Here is a 15409-nt window from a genome sequence, read left to right as displayed (position 1 = left end):
TAACATATTGATATATTAGTTATTTTAATGTGTTTTCCCTGCCGTCCCCCTTTCTAATAGTTGTCGAAGTTATTTCATGCTCTTTCCTAACTATCTGAGATAATTTAGGTGCTGGGTGAACGGTAGTCCTCGATATACACATCCCGTACCTTTTATTCTTAGACGGTTTCTCGGTCAAAAGGGAGTATGTTGAGCTTTCTTATGCACGAATAACCAAGGCAAGGGATGCATACTGCCCTCGACCCGCCAATATCAAGCAAGTTCGGAAAAACCATGTTTTGACGTTAAGTCTAGTTATGATATAGTCACTTAATGAGAATCATTATTACTTATTATATTGTTTTGGGTTTCCAAGACTAAGAGGCTAAGCGAATGAACTTAAGTTTAAAAAACCTCATTGTTGGCGATTGCGGCCGCATTACCGGCTTCGATAAATCTGCAAAGGCCTACCGGAAACGTTTGTTGGCAATGGGTTTAACGCCAGGGACACAGTTTTGTGTTACTCGCTTTGCGCCAATGGGGGATCCTGTCGAGATAAAACTGCGTGGTTTTTCATTGACGTTGCGCAAAGATGAAGCTTCCGTCTTATTGATTGAGAAAATTTAATGGCAATCGACTTTACGATAGGCGTCGTCGGTAATCCGAATTGCGGCAAAACGACCCTGTTCAATATTTTGACCGGTTCTAAACAGCATGTAGGCAACTGGCCGGGTGTGACTGTCGAAAAGAAAACCGGCGAATATCGATTCGATCATAAAATCGTGCGTGTTGTCGATTTACCGGGTACCTACTCTTTGGAAGCGGCCGATGACGATGTTTCTCTCGATGAGAAAGTGGCCAGAGACTATGTTGCGGCTAGGGAAACGGATTTGATCATTAATATCGTCGATGCGTCGAACATCGAGCGTAATCTTTATCTGACTTCTCAGCTCCTGGAAATGCGGGTGCCGATGATGATCGCTCTGAACATGATCGATGCCGCTCGACTAAAAGGCGTGGCAATCGATGTTGATGAGCTTTCCAATCTATTGGGTTGCCCGGTTGTGCCAATCAGTGCATCGACCGGAGAAGGAATAAGTCATTTAAAGGAAGTTATTAATCGCGCCGCGCAGGATAAGCCAGTTCCGAGTCTCGATATTCCTTATGCGCCGGCTTTAGAGCAAGCTATCGGCAAATTATCGCCATTATTGCAACCGCTGGCCGAACAGCACCGTTGCAACCTGCGTTGGTTGACTGTACGTTTGCTCGAAGACGACACTTTAGCCAAACAAATTGCCGGTCATGAACTCAAAGGAACTGTTGCGGCTCTGCAGCGAGAAATAGAAACCGAAGCTGATGATGAGATCGATATTTTAGCCGCCGATGCTCGCTATGGATTCGTCAATTTATTGACTCAGCGTTTTGTGATCCATACTCAACAATTAAATCGGCATACTACCGAGCGAATTGATGCCTTGGTATTGAATCGCTTTTTAGGCATACCGATTTTTTTGCTGGTGATGTATTTGATGTTCATGTTCACGATTAATATCGGCAGCGCTTTCATAGATTTTTTTGAACAAGTGACCGGAGCATTTTTAGTCGATGGTTTAGCGTTTGTATTAAATCAAATGAATTGGCCGGAGTGGTTAGTGGTTTTAATCGCTCAAGGCGCGGGCGGAGGGGTGCAAGTCGTCGCGACGTTTATTCCTATTGTCGGATTTCTATTTTTGGTGTTGTCCGCTTTGGAGGATTCCGGCTACATGGCGCGTGCCGCCTTCGTGATGGACCGTTTTATGCGGATGATCGGTTTGCCGGGAAAATCTTTCGTGCCGATGATCGTCGGTTTCGGTTGTAACGTACCCGCAATCATGGCGACCAGAACGCTGGAAAATCAACGTGATCGGATTCTAACCAATATGATGAACCCATTCATGTCTTGCGGCGCCCGATTGCCGGTTTATGCTTTGTTCGCGGCGGCTTTTTTCCCGGTCGGCGGACAAAATCTGGTGTTCGGATTGTATTTGATCGGTATTGCGGTGGCGGTTTTTACCGGCCTGATTATGCGTCATACCTTATTCAAGGGCGAGGCCACACCATTTATCATGGAGCTGCCGGCTTATCATATTCCGCGCCTGCGGAGCGTTTTACTCAGAACTTGGGATCGACTCAAAACCTTCATTTTCAATGCCGGTAAGGTGATCGTGCCGATGGTATTGGTTTTGAATTTTCTCAATGCGCTGGGTACGGACGGTAGTTTTGGCCGCGAAAACAGCGATCAATCGGTACTAAGCGAAATAGGCCGTGGCTTGACACCGGTATTCAAACCCATGGGTATAGAGAAAGACAATTGGCCTGCCACGGTCGGCATTTTTACCGGCGTATTGGCTAAAGAGGCGGTAGTCGGTACTTTGAATGCTTTGTACAGCCAAATGGCTGCTGACAATGCTGATTCCGAAGATGAGGCATTTGATCTTGTGTCGGCGATCGGCGCGGCATTCATGACCATTCCTGATAATTTGATCGACGTCGCTAGTAATGCGTTAGATCCGCTGGGACTCGATATAGGAGATATCAGCGACTTAGAAGCCGCAGCCGAAGAACAGGATATCGATGCCGGAACGTTCGGCGCGATGCGCGCCAGTTTCGACGGTCAAGCCGGGGCTTTCGCCTACTTATTATTCATTTTATTGTATGCGCCTTGCGTTGCGGCGACGGCGGCGATCTATCGAGAAACTAATCTGGGCTGGACATTGTTTGTCGTCTTTTGGACGACCGGGATTGCCTATATGACCGCAACATTTTTCTATCAATTATCGACCTTTGGCGATCATCCGAGTTATTCGTTGACATGGTTGATTGGTCTAAGTCTTTTCTTTTTATTGGTGTTGTTAGTGTTGCGCTTATCCGGGCGAAACTCCAGCAATCCCGTTCAACAGGAGAAAACCTGTGATACTGTCCGATCTTAGAAACTATATCAAGCAAAGGCATAAAGTGGCGATGGTTGATCTGGTCAATCATTTCGATATGGATGCCGACGCGATAAGAGGCATGTTGGGTAAATGGATCAGTAAAGGAAAAATTAAATCGTCATCGCCGAATGGGTCGTGTGGAACCAGTTGCTGTAAATGCGACCCGGCTTTGACCGAGTTTTATGAATGGGTTGATAATGAAAGATGAAAGATGAAAGGTGAAAGGTGAAAGGTGAAAGGTGAAAGGTGAAAGGTGAAAGGTGAAAGGTGAAAGGTGAAAGGTGAAAGGTGAAAGGTGAAAGGTCCCGCTGTTTCCCAAGCCCCAGCTTGGGAAATCGGTACGCGAAGCTCTAGCTTCGAGAAACAAAGCGCATAGGCAACAATTCAAATCGTTTGACGGCGTGTTTTCTCTCCAAATTTGAAATGACCGCCAAAAAACATCCAAACGAAGTTTAAAACTTAAATTTCGGCTAAAATGCTTAATATCTTTGAATTGATAGGAAGCACATAATGTCCGAGCAACCCCAAAATAGTATTCTAATCGGCTATCTTTCCGAAGTGCGCGGAGATGGCATGGAGGCCAGAATAGCTGAACAGCATTCTTCGGATTTGCCGATTATTCGAATCGGAAACGAAGAAATCCTGGCCGGTCATATTGGTTCGTATGTCGTTATCAGGCAAGGCATAATCGGCGTACTGGCCCTGGTTTTTAAAATGTGGGAGCGCGATCGTTTCGATTCGGTCGGGATACGCAAGGCGGATCGTTTTATTTCGTTGATTCCGGTCGGGGAAATCCAGGAAAACGGCAGCTTCGTTCGAGGCGTTAGACATTATCCGACACCCGGTGCGAAAGTTTACGCGGTCGGCTTAAGCGAAATTAACGCTATTTTTTCTACCTTCAGAGATTACGAATTTTTTATCGGCCAGTTAGCATCGCATAAGGAATATCATCTTAGTCTCGACCCTCGCGCCTTGTTCGGGCGTCACTTCGCGATCATCGGACAATCCGGTTCGGGTAAGTCCTGGACTGTCACCAGTTTGATTCAACATACCATCAAAGCAATGCCTAAAGCGCATTTGATCATGTTGGATTTACATGGCGAATATTGTTGGAAGGACGATAATGGCACGATTCAATCTGCCTTTCCTAGCGACATGGTTAACTATGTCGATGCGATGGACATGGAGATGCCTTATTGGATGATGAGTTATGCGGAATTGGTCGATCTGTTTATCGATCGCAACGATAGCGGCGCTTCGATGCAGATGGCCTTCATGCGTGAAATCTTGCAACAACTCAAGCGGAAGGAAGCAAAGGAAATCGGTTTAGGTGTGGTTTCGATCGATACGCCGATCTATTTTTCGCTGGCCGAATTGTATATGCAGTTCAAGAATGCCAATGAAGAGCGTAAGGATTTCGGTAAAAGCAAAGGCGCCTTATTCGGTCAATTCGACGAATTTTTAGTCAGAATGCAGAGTCGATTCAACGATGTGCGTTATGATTTTTTGTTAAAGCCGAAAAAACGTAATACTTCTGCCGGCATGGCCGATTTACTGCGGCAATTCATCGGATTGGGCGATAACAAGGCCAATATTACCGTTGTCGACCTGAGTTCGGTGCCGACTGATGTTAGGCCGGCGGTTTCCGCACAAGTGGGCCGGTTGGCCTATGAATTCAATTATTGGAATCCGAAACGCCGGGAATTTCCGATTACGCTGATTTGCGAGGAAGCTCATGCGTATATTCCGCGTGAAAAAGGCGGTCAATTCGAAGGTACCAAAAGGATGATGGAGCGTATCGCGAAGGAAGGGCGAAAATACGGCGTTTCGATCGGAGTCATTAGCCAAAGACCGACCGAATTATCGGAAACAATGTTGGCTCAATGCAGTTCGTTTTTCTGTTTGAGAACTACCAACCCGGACGATCAAGCTTATATACGCGGATTGGTTCCGGAAGCCGAAGGCGACTTGACCGATATTTTAACTTCTCTCGGAAGAGGTGAAGCGTTAGTGCTCGGTGAGGCAGCGCCGTTGCCGACGCGCGTGCAGATCTATCGTCCCAATCCGGAGCCGAAAAGTAATGATGTGGACTATTATACCGGTTGGCGTGAAGGCCCTGACGATTTGGATGTGGATCAAATTGTGCAGTTATGGCGCACTCAAACCAGAAAATAATAAGAAAATTTCTTTTCTCTCTAGGTGAATGTCAGCTTGTCACGGCGCTTAACCTAACCTTCATGAAGACCTGGTCATCACCCCGGCAAATGAAAGTTCTTTGGTGGTGGAGGATGCGGTCACTCGCCCGACAGGACGCCGTGAATACGTCCGTGTAGGCTCGACGGCGGCTGTCCTTGCCGCCGACGCCTGTCGATCGAGCAACCGCACCCTCTCCCGAACCGGCATTGCTAGAACAGAGTTTTGTATATCGGAAAATTAGATAAAGAGTCCGGATTTACGAACTTTCACAGTAAAAAGAGCCGTTGAGAGCCTCTGTAAGTAATGTAGACCCTTCATGCTTCGACATGGCTCAGCACGAACGGTCTAAAACACTTGCCAATTGCTCTTTTTAGGTTTAAACGGCAACATCGATAGAAACGCCAAACTTAGGGTCGGCGTTTTCCTGCGTTTGTTTGAGAAGTTCAATTCTGGCATCGCTTGCCATTCTGGCGGCGTTGGCTGCCACACTGAAATCTTGAGAGGACGGTTGCGCCGGAGCAAGCGCTGCTCTGCGAATAGATTCGGCTTTTCTCAGCGTTGCCTCCGGATCGCCGGGGACAGGGGATGTGTCGATTTGGATTTCGCCGCCAATAGCGTAGCGGTTTCCGTCGGGGCCGGTTTGATAGGAAAAGCTTGCGCCGCTGACGGCAATGCCTGCGGCTGCATTCACATGCGCTTGCTCATGAGCCCTGACTTCGGCATCCCGAGCCTTTAATGCTTCGATTTGACGTTGTTCCTCGATAGAAAATTGCGCATCAGCTGCAAGGTTTGTGTCTCGTCCTTGGGTTTGAGTATCGTTTTCGGCAGCGCTAGGATTTTGTTCGGCAGCTACCGTATTTCGAAAATTAAATCCTACAAAAGCGGGTTGAATGCTGGTTAAGTCCGGCAGCATAAGCTCACCTTTTGCCAATGTTTCATTCGTTTGCCTGCACGGTTCGATAGGGGTTGAAAATTCCGCTTATCGGTTAACGGCATTGAATGGATAGACAAGAAATATCATCGTGAATTTCATTTTTTTGCATGTAGTTGGATAATTCGGCTTGAATGGCTTGTATTCGTTGTCCCGATGTGGATTGTTTTAAGGTTTTCAACAACCAATCATGGCCGGAACATTCGGAGAGAGGGTCTTCAATGTCGACGAGTCCGTCGGAATAGAAAAATAATTCGCATGCTTGCCGCCATTGCCAGATTTCGGTGCCATCGTCAAATTCGTCATTGTCCAGGACGCCGGCGAATGTATGTTGCGATTTGAAAGCACGGATCGGAATGCCTTGAAGATCCAGAGCCCACTGGTCCGGTAAACCGCCGTTCCATATTTCAATCCATTGGTTACGGTTATCGACCATGCCTAGGGCTAACGCTACGAAGTGACCCGCTGGTAATTCTTTTTTTAAGCGGTTGTTGATTTCTCTAGCAATGCAAGAAACCAATAATCTTTTTTGGGTCATTCCTTGAAAAACTTGATTGACGATGATGGTCGGCAGCGCGGCCGCAAGGCCGTGTCCGGTCGAGTCGGCCAACATAAAATAAAGCCGGTCGGGGCTGATACGTTTAACGCAAACTAAATCGCCGCTAAAACGTCTGGCCGGCAGCAGCCAATAATTCAACTGAGGGTCTTTTAAGTCGTTTTGATGAATCAAACGATCGAAAATCGTCTGCGCGAAATGTTGTTCGACTTCATTTTGGTCTTGGTAAGCTTGGAGTTGGCGATTTCCCTCAATGATGCTTTTTTGCATCTCGATCGATCGTTCGATACTTGTTAGCTTCGCATAAAGAATCGATGGATTGATGGGTTTGGGCAAATAATCGTCGGCGCCGGCCTCAAGGCCTTTGACGATATTTTCCTCGCCGTCGACAGCGCTCAAAATAAGAATCGGAACCCATTTTTCGATATTCAAGGCTCTGATTTTGGCGGTCGCTTCAAAACCATCCATGACCGGCATCATGATATCCATCAATACCAAGTCCGGATGTTCGTGATTGAATTGTTCGATGGCTTCGAGTCCGTTTTCGGCAAATAGGATTTGATGCGCTTTTCTCGATAATAGCTTAAACAGCATCAGTCTATTTTGCTCTATGTCGTCTACGACCAATATTTTCATGGCTTGATGTGATTCGTGTAAGTTGAACTATTGTGACGCAATCCCCAATAATAGTTGCGCCTTGTAAAACCAGCAAGAAAATGAGGAATCTAAGGCTCGAAGCAGGTCGGTAATTGCTATAAAATGAGCAAGTTTACCTTGATGTTGCGGTTTAATTCGAGCTTGGCATGAACTAGCTCAACTATGACGACTTTATGATTTAATGAAAATACTCATTTTAGGAGCCGGCATGACCGGCTCGTCCGTTGCCAGTGCTTTGGCAAGCGAAGAAAACGATATTGTTGTAATCGATAGAAAACCCGAATTATTAGCGGCGTTGAAGGAACGCTACGATATTGCCACGGTAGCCGGTAATGCGGCTCATCCCAGTATATTAGAGATGGCCGGCGTTCGCGATACCGATATCGTCATCGCGGTGACCGACCGTGACGAAACCAATATGCTGGCTTGCCAGATCATCAATACCCTATACAGTAAGCCTAAAACGATCGCTCGGGTAAGGGCAATCGATTTTCTTAAGCATCCCGAATTATTCAATCCTTATGGAATCGCGATCGATATCGTGATCAGTCCCGAGCAAATTGTCATGGAAGCGATTCATAATTTAATCAAGTTTCCGGGCGTTTTACATATTTCTTCGTTTGCGGACGGACTGGTAAGGCTGTTTTCGATCAAGGCCGTTCCCGAGGGCTTTTTAACCGGCAAAAAAATAAAAGCGCTCAAACAAAAGCTTGCCAACGGAAAAATCCGCGTCGTGGCGATATTCAGACAGGGCGAATCGTTGGATGTCAATGGCGAGGCCGATATACTCGAAGGGGACGAAGTTTTTTTCGTATCGCCGAGGCATAAAATCCGCAAAGTATTGACCGAACTTCATACTTTGGAAGAGCCGGTCAAAACGATCATGATCGCCGGAGGCGGCCATATCGGCAAGCGCTTGGCGATGGCGCTCGAGCATAATCATCAAGTCAAGGTCATTGAGCATGACCCGGTACGGGTTAAAAAAATTGCCAACGAACTCGAAAATACTGTTGTATTACAGGGCGACTGTACCGAGGAAACGTTACTTGTCGATGAACTCGTTGCCAAGACCGATTTGTTTTGCGCAGTCACTAATAACGACGGCGTCAATATTATTGCCGCCGCCTTGGCGAAAAAGTTGGGAGTCAAGAAAACGATTTGTTTGCTCAATCATGGTTCGTATATCAAACTGTTGACGGGTAGCGAAATCGATGTCGTGGTTCAGCCCAATCAGGAAACTTTGGGTCATATTCTCAAGCATGTCCGCAAAGGCGATGTCGCGAGAGTCAGCTCTCTGTGCGGCGGGAGCGCCGAGGCTATAGAAGCAATCGCGCATAAGAACGAGGACGGTCGCTTATTATCGGTCGTGGGGCTTAGAGTCGATGAAGTGAAGCTTCCCGAAGGTGTCGTGCTGGGCGCATTGATTCGAAATAAAGAAGTCATTCCCATTCATCACGATACGATTTTCGAGGAAAACGATCATATCGTGATGTTTGCGCTGGATAAGAAACTCGTTAAAAACATTGAAAGTTATTTTCAGCGCATTTAACGGACTGTCATATGCAAGCTAAAGTCGTTTTAAGAAGCATCGGATTGATGTTGATGATGTTCAGCACCACACTGTTCTTACCGTTGTTGGTTTCTTATATTTACCAAGATCAAACCGAATCATTGTTTTGGCAAAGTTTCTTGATTTTGCTTAGTGCGGGTGCCGTGCTTTGGTTTCCGTTCCGTAATGAAAAGCGTCAGCTCTATCATCGTGACGGTTTTTTGATCGTCGCGTTGTTTTGGATGATTTTGGGAACGATGGGCGCCGTGCCGTTTATTTTAGGCGATACGCCTAGTTTGTCGATTACCGATGCCGTGTTCGAATCGGTTTCGGGTTTCACGACGACCGGCGCGACCATTCTCGAAGATTTGGACGATATGCCGAAGTCGATTTTGTTTTATCGGCAATTGTTGCAATGGTTCGGCGGCATGGGGGTTATCGTGCTGGCATTGGCGGTTTTGCCGGTGTTGGGTATCGGCGGCATGCAGTTGTTTCGGGCCGAAGTGCCGGGGCCGGTTAAAGATAGTAAGTTGACGCCACGTATCGCCGAGACAGCCAAAGCGCTTTGGGTGATCTATTTAGGGATCACGATAGTCTGTGCGATCGCTTATCGCATTGCCGGAATGGATTGGTTCGATGCGATCGGGCATTCATTTTCGACAGCGGCCAACGGCGGTTATTCGACGCATGACGACAGCATCGGCTTTTTCAAAAATCCGGCGATAGAAATCGTAGCGATTTTTTTTATGGCCGTATCCGGTATGAATTTCGCTTTACATTTTGCAGCATTGCAAAGTGCTTCATTGAAAGTTTATCTATTGGATAGCGAGGCGCGTACCTATTTGTTGCTGATGATTTTATCGGGGTTAGTGGTCGGAGGTGTATTGAATTATAAAGGCATCTCTGATTTTTCGTTGTTCGATGCGATGCGGCACGGCATGTTTCAAATCGTCTCGTTTATGACCACATCCGGATTCTCAACGACCGATTTTTATAACTGGTCAGGGCCGGTGCCGGTGATGCTGGTGTTTATCGGCTTTGTCGGCGGCTGTGCGGGTTCGACGGCTGGAGGCTTGAAAGTCATACGCGTTATGTTGCTTTATAAACAAGGTGACCGAGAAATCCAACGCTTGATTCATCCGAATGCCTGTATTCCTGTTAAAGTAGGCAAGGAAGTGCAGCAAGAACGCATTATCGAGGCGGTTTGGGGCTTTTTCGGTTTATATGTCGTATCCTTCGGAATTATCATGTTATTGATGATGGCCGGGGGGCTCGATCAAGTGACGGCTTTTTCCGCGGTCGCGGCCTGTATCAATAACGTCGGCCCGGGCCTAGGCGATGTTGCGACAAGTTTTAGAACGGTAAGCGACCCGGTCAAATGGTTGGCTTGTTTTGCCATGCTTTTGGGGCGCTTGGAAATATTTACGATTTTGGTATTGCTTTCACCGAAATATTGGCGTTACTGATTATGGCAATGATGGGTAAATTTTATGAATAGTCGGATCGAAATAGAATGCATTCAAAAAGAATTCGACGAGGTTTGTAAGCGCTGCGATCAATTACGTCATCAATCGATACAGGGCAATCTCAGTACAAAAATGGCTTATGAGCAATGCGCGCCGAGCCTGGAAATTAAGCGGCACAATACCAAACAGTATTTGACTAAATTGATAGAGAATGATCCGAAATTAGATGAGTATTATTTGCAAAATGCAAAAAAATCCTTACAGGAATTTGTAGAGGGCATAAGAAATGCCGAATCGAAAATTCATAATGCTCGAATAATACCTCCATTTTTATATTAATAGCCCCTCGTCGTTCCGGAAGAGGCGGGTAATCCATACTTGGGCTGCGCGAGGCAAAATCGGTATGCATTCCCACGCTAGAGCGATGGGAACGAGGAAAAGGGACATAGTTTTAGTTTTCTGGTTCCCACGGTCCTCCGTGGGAATCCATACTTGGGCTACCCCGAGGCAAGATTGGTATGCATTCCCACGCTAGAGCGATGGGAGCGAGGAAATGTTTTTCTGGTTCCCACGGTCCTCCGTGGGAATCCATACTTGGGCTGCCCGAGGCAAGGTCGGTATGCATTCCCACGCTAGAGCGATGGGAACGAGGAAAAGGGACATAGTTTTAGTTTTTCTGGTTCCCACGGAGGACCGTGGGAACCCATAATGTAAGCCGATGACAATACTTAAAAATTCTACAAAGATTATTTTAACCGAAGCAAATCTATTAGTGCCGCAAGTTAAGAGTAAGCGCTTAGCGTCATTGGCTAAGCAGGGCCTTAAAACGGATTGTTTCGAGAAATCGAGAGGTTTAATCGATAAAAATGCAACGATTGAATCGGCTCAGGAAGTTTCGGTTTTATTGAAAAATGCGGTGCTGACGGTAAATCGCAGAATAGACGAAATCAAAAAACGCTATCCGTCCGGTAAGCAAGATAAGTTGTTTGCGATTCGATACGGCGATCTTGAAAAGCTAAGACAAAGACGCTTGAAAGAGATTTTCGAGTTGCTTGATATTGAGAAGCCGCCGAAATTCAACCTGATAGCCGAGTTGGATTATTTCGGGGTTAGAGTCAGTCATACCGACTAAATTAAATTTTCCCCGGATAATATGATGATCGACACCGCAACGGTTGCTTTAGCCGCTTTATTTACGACGGTCGGACCATTGGATGTGGCCGCTGTTTTTACCGCGATGACTGCTTCGGCGACGCTTAAGGAGCGACAGGTTTATGCGGTTCGCGGAGTCATTAGCGCGACCATGATCTTATTGGTCTTTGCGTTTGCCGGCGACTTTTTATTGAATAGTTTGGGCATTTCTTTGGCTGCCTTGAGAACTTCGGGCGGCATTTTATTATTTTTGATTGCTCTCGATATGGTTTTCGCGCGTTCTTCGGGAGCGCTTACGACAACGTCGGCGGAAACCGATGAAGCCCGTTTGAGGCATGATATTTCGATTTTTCCTTTGGCGACTCCCTTGATTGCCGGTCCCGGCGCTATGGGTGTGATTATTTTGCTAATGGCCGATTCTGCCGGCGATTTCTCCCGTCAATTGGTCGTTTTGTCGTCATTGTTCATTATCATGTTGCTGACGCTGTCGATCTTGTTAATGGCCAGTCAAATTCATCGATTCTTGGGTGTTACCGGCATCCAAGTCATTACCCGCATTTCGGGGATTCTACTCTCGGCATTGGCGGTTCAGTTTGTTTTCGACGGTATCGAGCAGAGCGGTTTGGTGGGGTAGAGGAAAGAGGAAAGAGGAAAGAGGAAAGAGGAAAGAGGAAAGAGGAAAGAGGAAAGAGGAAAGAGGAAAGAGGAAAGAGGAAAGAGGAAAGAGGAAAGAGGAAAGAGGAAAGAGGAAAGAGGAAAGAGGAAAGAGGAAAGAGGAAAGAGGAAAGAGGAAAGAGGAAAGAGGAAAGAGGAAAGAGGAAAGAGGAAAGAGGAAAGAGGAAAGAGGAAAGAGGAAAGAGGAAAGAGGAAAGAGGAAAGAGGAAAGAGGAAAGAGGAAAGAGGAAAGAGGAAAGAGGAAAGAGGAAAGAGGAAATTAGCGCTTGACAAATAGGTTGAATTCCGCATCATTTCACCGCTCACCGCTCACCGCTCACCGCTCACCGCTCACCGCTCACCGCTCACCGCTCACCGCTCACCGCTCACCGCTCACCGCTCACCGCTCACCGCTTCCTACATTTTTAACAAAATCCTTGTGGACCAGACTTTCCGGCAAATCGGTTTAATCATTCCAACGCGCTTTATAGCCGCGCTCGTCGATATGCACGAATGGGCCGTGGTGTGGCGTCTTTCGGTAACGCGCTAGGCCGCCGACGAATTTGTTGTATAGAGATTGACCTTCCATTTCCTCGATGATATCGATCAAAACCTTGGCGTCTTGGTAATCGCGTTTACCGTCTTTGTTGAGGTCGTCCATATAGCCGTCCTTGGGATTTACGTCGATGTAAATATCCGCGGCACCGCCATAGATGTGTTGGCTATAGGGGCCTTGTCCGAGCGATTTGTTATACCAGGGCGTTCGATAACCGCTCATGATATGCAGCGAATCGACCGGAAAATGCTTGCTGTACAGCGTTTCAATAATGTGTTCGAGCTTGAGCAGCAATCGTTCGCGCAGCACCAGATATTTCGGAAAGCCGCCTTTTTGATGGGAAAGGAATTCGCCGATCGTAAAATGCGGCGATACCTTAGTATCTTGATTGGCTTCGGTGACTTCGATAAAACCTTTCGGCGTTTCGTAGGTTGTCATGTTTTTAAACGGTAGGCGGGGATAGCTTCCGATTTGATACCCGTTCAACATGCCATTTTTCACGTTGCTAGCCGGTACCATGACAAAAACGTTCAGCTCTGTGGTTTCCTTGCTAATGGGATGAATCAAACGTAAAACGGTCAAACCAGGCTTATTGGGTGCTTGCCATTGCCATTGTTGCTGGGCAAGTTGCCGTGTTTTGCCTTGTTCGGCTTGAAACTTTACAGGGACAGAGGGTTTGTTTGTTTTGACTTGAAGAATAAATCGCTCATTAGGTAATAAAGAGATGCCAAGAGTATTAAAGGGAATGGTTTCGTCCTTATTGCTATGTTTCGAAAAAGAATGAATCGTGACTGAAAAACTGTTTCGTTCGCTGCGATGATGTCCTGCCTGTGATAGGTTGGAGTAAGTCAATAATACGATTATCAATAATGCGCTTAATTTCATCAATGCTTTTGGGAGGTGGTTGGGAGCTAAAAGGATTTTTGTAATTTTTGGATGAGTTCGTCGTCACGGTTGTATATGTCTCTGCGAAATTGAACGACACCTTCCAAATCAACCCAAGCAGTCCAATACAAGATATGCACGGGAATCGGGTTAAGCAGCGTGACGGTTTTTTGATCGCTTTGGTCGAAAGCCTCTCGAATGGCGTCCGGCGTCATGCGGGAATTGTTTTCAAGCACTAAGTTTGCCAGCGCGAAAGGTTTGCCGACACGAATACAGCCGGAACTGAATGTACGATCGACCCGATTAAATAAACTTGGTTCCGACGTATCGTGTAAATAGACGTTATGCGGATTGGGAAACATAAATTTAACTTTGCCCATGGCATTTTTGGGTCCCGGTTTTTGAACCAAGCGAAAGGGAAAGTTATTCGGGTCTACTTGCCGCCAATTAACCGATAATGGGTTTATTTCTGTTCTATTGGCCCCCCAGCCACGGTAAAGTTTCATGTGATTTCGTTCGATGTAATAGGGGTCCCTGACCAGAATCGGTAATTTGTCTTTGACGGCGATACTGTTCGGTACATACCAGGAAGGGTTGATGACCAAATAAGTCATTGAACCGGTAAATACCGGGGTTTCTCTGTATGTTTTACCGACAATGACCGGCATGTGCAGCAAGACTTCGCCGTTACCGACAAAATCAAGTTCGAATCCTGCAATATTGACCATGATATGGCGTGCGCCAAGATCGTCAGGAAGCCAGCGCCATCGTTCGAGATTGGCGCGAATTTGTGCGATGCGCTGATCCACGCTGACGTTGAGTGCCGCAAGCGTGGCTTTTCCGACAATGCTGTCGGTTTCCAAGCCGTGCCGTTTTTGAAAGTATTTAACTGCTTGCTGGAGTGACCGGTCAAATTCTTGGTTGTCAAGAGCGACATCGTTAACTAAATCGCCCGAGGCGGCCAGCCTTTTTCTAAGTTCGATGATGCGAGGATTTTTCTCATCAGGGCGAAGACTGGGGCCTTTCGTAACCGAAGGCCAACCGCCCCGATCCTTGATCGCATGATGATCGGCCAATGCTCGTACCAAAGAGCGGTAGCCCGGTTGTTTCGGCATTAACTCATTGAGGCTTTGCTCAATCGAATTGGTGTTGATCGCATCGGTCAGAATTTTGACCATATCGGTTGCGCGTCGACCGGTATCCCATTTCGATTGGAGCTTTTGCGGGTTGACTTGTCCTTGTATCAAATGGGTTCCGTAAGTTAGAAAGGCATCGCTTAATAATAAGTCTAAATCGACCGAGAGAATCAAGACTTCGGATTCATCCAGCGGTGCTTTTAATCTTTCCAGGCGTTCATTAATTGCCGTGACATGGTAATTGCTTTTATTGAGACCATGCTGATCAGCGCTATTGAGTATATGAATCAGTTGATAAGCTTGCGGGGTCGGTTGACCGTTGGCAAGCCAAGCTTTAGAAAATTGCCTGTCCGAGTAAAAGGTAATAAGGCCCTTTTGCGAGTTTAAAGGTTGGTTATCGATTGAAAGATCAAGAATCTCAGCCGCGGATTCAATTCGTTCGCGTATCGATTCTTCAACGCTTAGATGCTCGGCAGTCGATATTTTCGGCAAGAATAAAGCGATTATCGTTAGTGCAATTAAAAATTTATGTAAAGGTTGTTTCATTGGCTTAGGATCGGATGGCGTTGGCTTAATAAGGTCTTTAGGATAACCCTGTCACGGTTTCGGCAATTATAAAAGAGTAGTATTTTTTGAAACAGTTCTACCTGGTCTATAATTGCTTGAAAGTTTAATTGAATGTATACCTTTCGCACTTCAAGTTTCGGCAGTGCCAGAGAA

At 46.5% G+C, this 15409-nt stretch carries 14 protein-coding genes; 10 read left to right on the top strand and 4 right to left on the bottom strand.

The genetic code is table 11. From position 1 onward, the window contains the following. Nucleotides 1-372 precede the first annotated feature (372 nt). The 4 genes from WJM45_RS13160 (at nt 373) to WJM45_RS13145 (ending at nt 5126) form a co-directional block, all read left to right on the top strand. On the top strand, nt 373-606 hold the full coding sequence (locus WJM45_RS13160; RefSeq protein WP_014148944.1) for a FeoA family protein: 234 nt from the start codon (nt 373-375) through the stop codon (nt 604-606). Then, complete coding sequence (gene feoB, locus WJM45_RS13155; protein ID WP_341325558.1) at nt 606-2948, top strand: Fe(2+) transporter permease subunit FeoB; 2343 nt, start codon at nt 606-608, stop codon at nt 2946-2948. Before WJM45_RS13160 ends, feoB begins: the two co-directional genes overlap by 1 nt. After that, entirely contained in the window at nt 2929-3159 is a 231-nt protein-coding gene (locus tag WJM45_RS13150) for a FeoC-like transcriptional regulator (protein ID WP_341325557.1), read from the top strand. The genes feoB and WJM45_RS13150 overlap by 20 nt, the downstream gene beginning before the upstream one ends. A gap of 302 nt (nt 3160-3461) precedes the next feature. Next, a complete protein-coding gene (locus tag WJM45_RS13145; protein WP_341325556.1) occupies nt 3462-5126 on the top strand; it encodes a DUF87 domain-containing protein in 1665 nt (554 codons plus the stop codon). A gap of 397 nt (nt 5127-5523) precedes the next feature. Here the strand turns inward: WJM45_RS13145 and WJM45_RS13140 are convergent, their stop codons facing one another. Further along, nucleotides 5524-6060, bottom strand: a complete 537-nt coding sequence (locus WJM45_RS13140) for a putative metalloprotease CJM1_0395 family protein (RefSeq protein ID WP_341325555.1) — start codon at nt 6058-6060, stop codon at nt 5524-5526. A gap of 73 nt (nt 6061-6133) precedes the next feature. Next, complete coding sequence (locus WJM45_RS13135; RefSeq protein WP_341325554.1) at nt 6134-7270, bottom strand: fused response regulator/phosphatase; 1137 nt, start codon at nt 7268-7270, stop codon at nt 6134-6136. A gap of 202 nt (nt 7271-7472) precedes the next feature. On the opposite strand from WJM45_RS13135, the gene trkA reads away from it, so the two are divergent. The 6 genes from trkA to WJM45_RS13105 all read left to right on the top strand — a co-directional run bounded on the left by trkA (nt 7473) and on the right by WJM45_RS13105 (nt 12396). After that, nucleotides 7473-8840 carry a Trk system potassium transporter TrkA gene (gene trkA / locus WJM45_RS13130; RefSeq protein ID WP_341325553.1) on the top strand — a complete coding sequence of 456 codons (1368 nt, stop codon included), beginning with the start codon at nt 7473-7475 and terminating at the stop codon, nt 8838-8840. Nucleotides 8841-8851: 11 nt separating this feature from the next. Further along, nucleotides 8852-10306, top strand: coding sequence for a TrkH family potassium uptake protein (locus WJM45_RS13125; RefSeq protein ID WP_341325552.1), 1455 nt, complete (start codon nt 8852-8854; stop codon nt 10304-10306). Nucleotides 10307-10330: 24 nt separating this feature from the next. Further along, nucleotides 10331-10645: a hypothetical protein gene (locus WJM45_RS13120; RefSeq protein WP_341325551.1), complete on the top strand. Its 315-nt coding sequence runs from the start codon at nt 10331-10333 to the stop codon at nt 10643-10645. Nucleotides 10646-11024: 379 nt separating this feature from the next. Further along, nucleotides 11025-11438: a hypothetical protein gene (locus tag WJM45_RS13115; RefSeq protein ID WP_341325550.1), complete on the top strand. Its 414-nt coding sequence runs from the start codon at nt 11025-11027 to the stop codon at nt 11436-11438. Between the two features lie 21 nt (nt 11439-11459). Next, entirely contained in the window at nt 11460-12092 is a 633-nt protein-coding gene (locus WJM45_RS13110) for a MarC family protein (protein WP_341325549.1), read from the top strand. Next, the gene (locus WJM45_RS13105) at nt 12052-12396 is read left to right on the top strand and encodes a hypothetical protein (RefSeq protein ID WP_341325548.1); all 345 of its coding nucleotides are present in this window, start codon (nt 12052-12054) and stop codon (nt 12394-12396) included. Before WJM45_RS13110 ends, WJM45_RS13105 begins: the two co-directional genes overlap by 41 nt. Before the next feature lie 182 nt (nt 12397-12578). Here the strand turns inward: WJM45_RS13105 and WJM45_RS13100 are convergent, their stop codons facing one another. Then, on the bottom strand, nt 12579-13553 hold the full coding sequence (locus WJM45_RS13100) for a D-Ala-D-Ala carboxypeptidase family metallohydrolase (protein ID WP_341325547.1): 975 nt from the start codon (nt 13551-13553) through the stop codon (nt 12579-12581). A gap of 26 nt (nt 13554-13579) precedes the next feature. Next, nucleotides 13580-15235, bottom strand: coding sequence for a L,D-transpeptidase family protein (locus WJM45_RS13095; RefSeq protein WP_341325546.1), 1656 nt, complete (start codon nt 15233-15235; stop codon nt 13580-13582). Nucleotides 15236-15409: the final 174 nt, after the last annotated feature.

The sequence above is a fragment of the Methylotuvimicrobium sp. KM2 genome (assembly GCF_038051925.1).
GTDB lineage: Bacteria > Pseudomonadota > Gammaproteobacteria > Methylococcales > Methylomonadaceae > Methylotuvimicrobium.
Note: the sequence above shows the minus strand (reverse complement) of the source record. Positions and strands in the feature narration are given on the sequence as shown.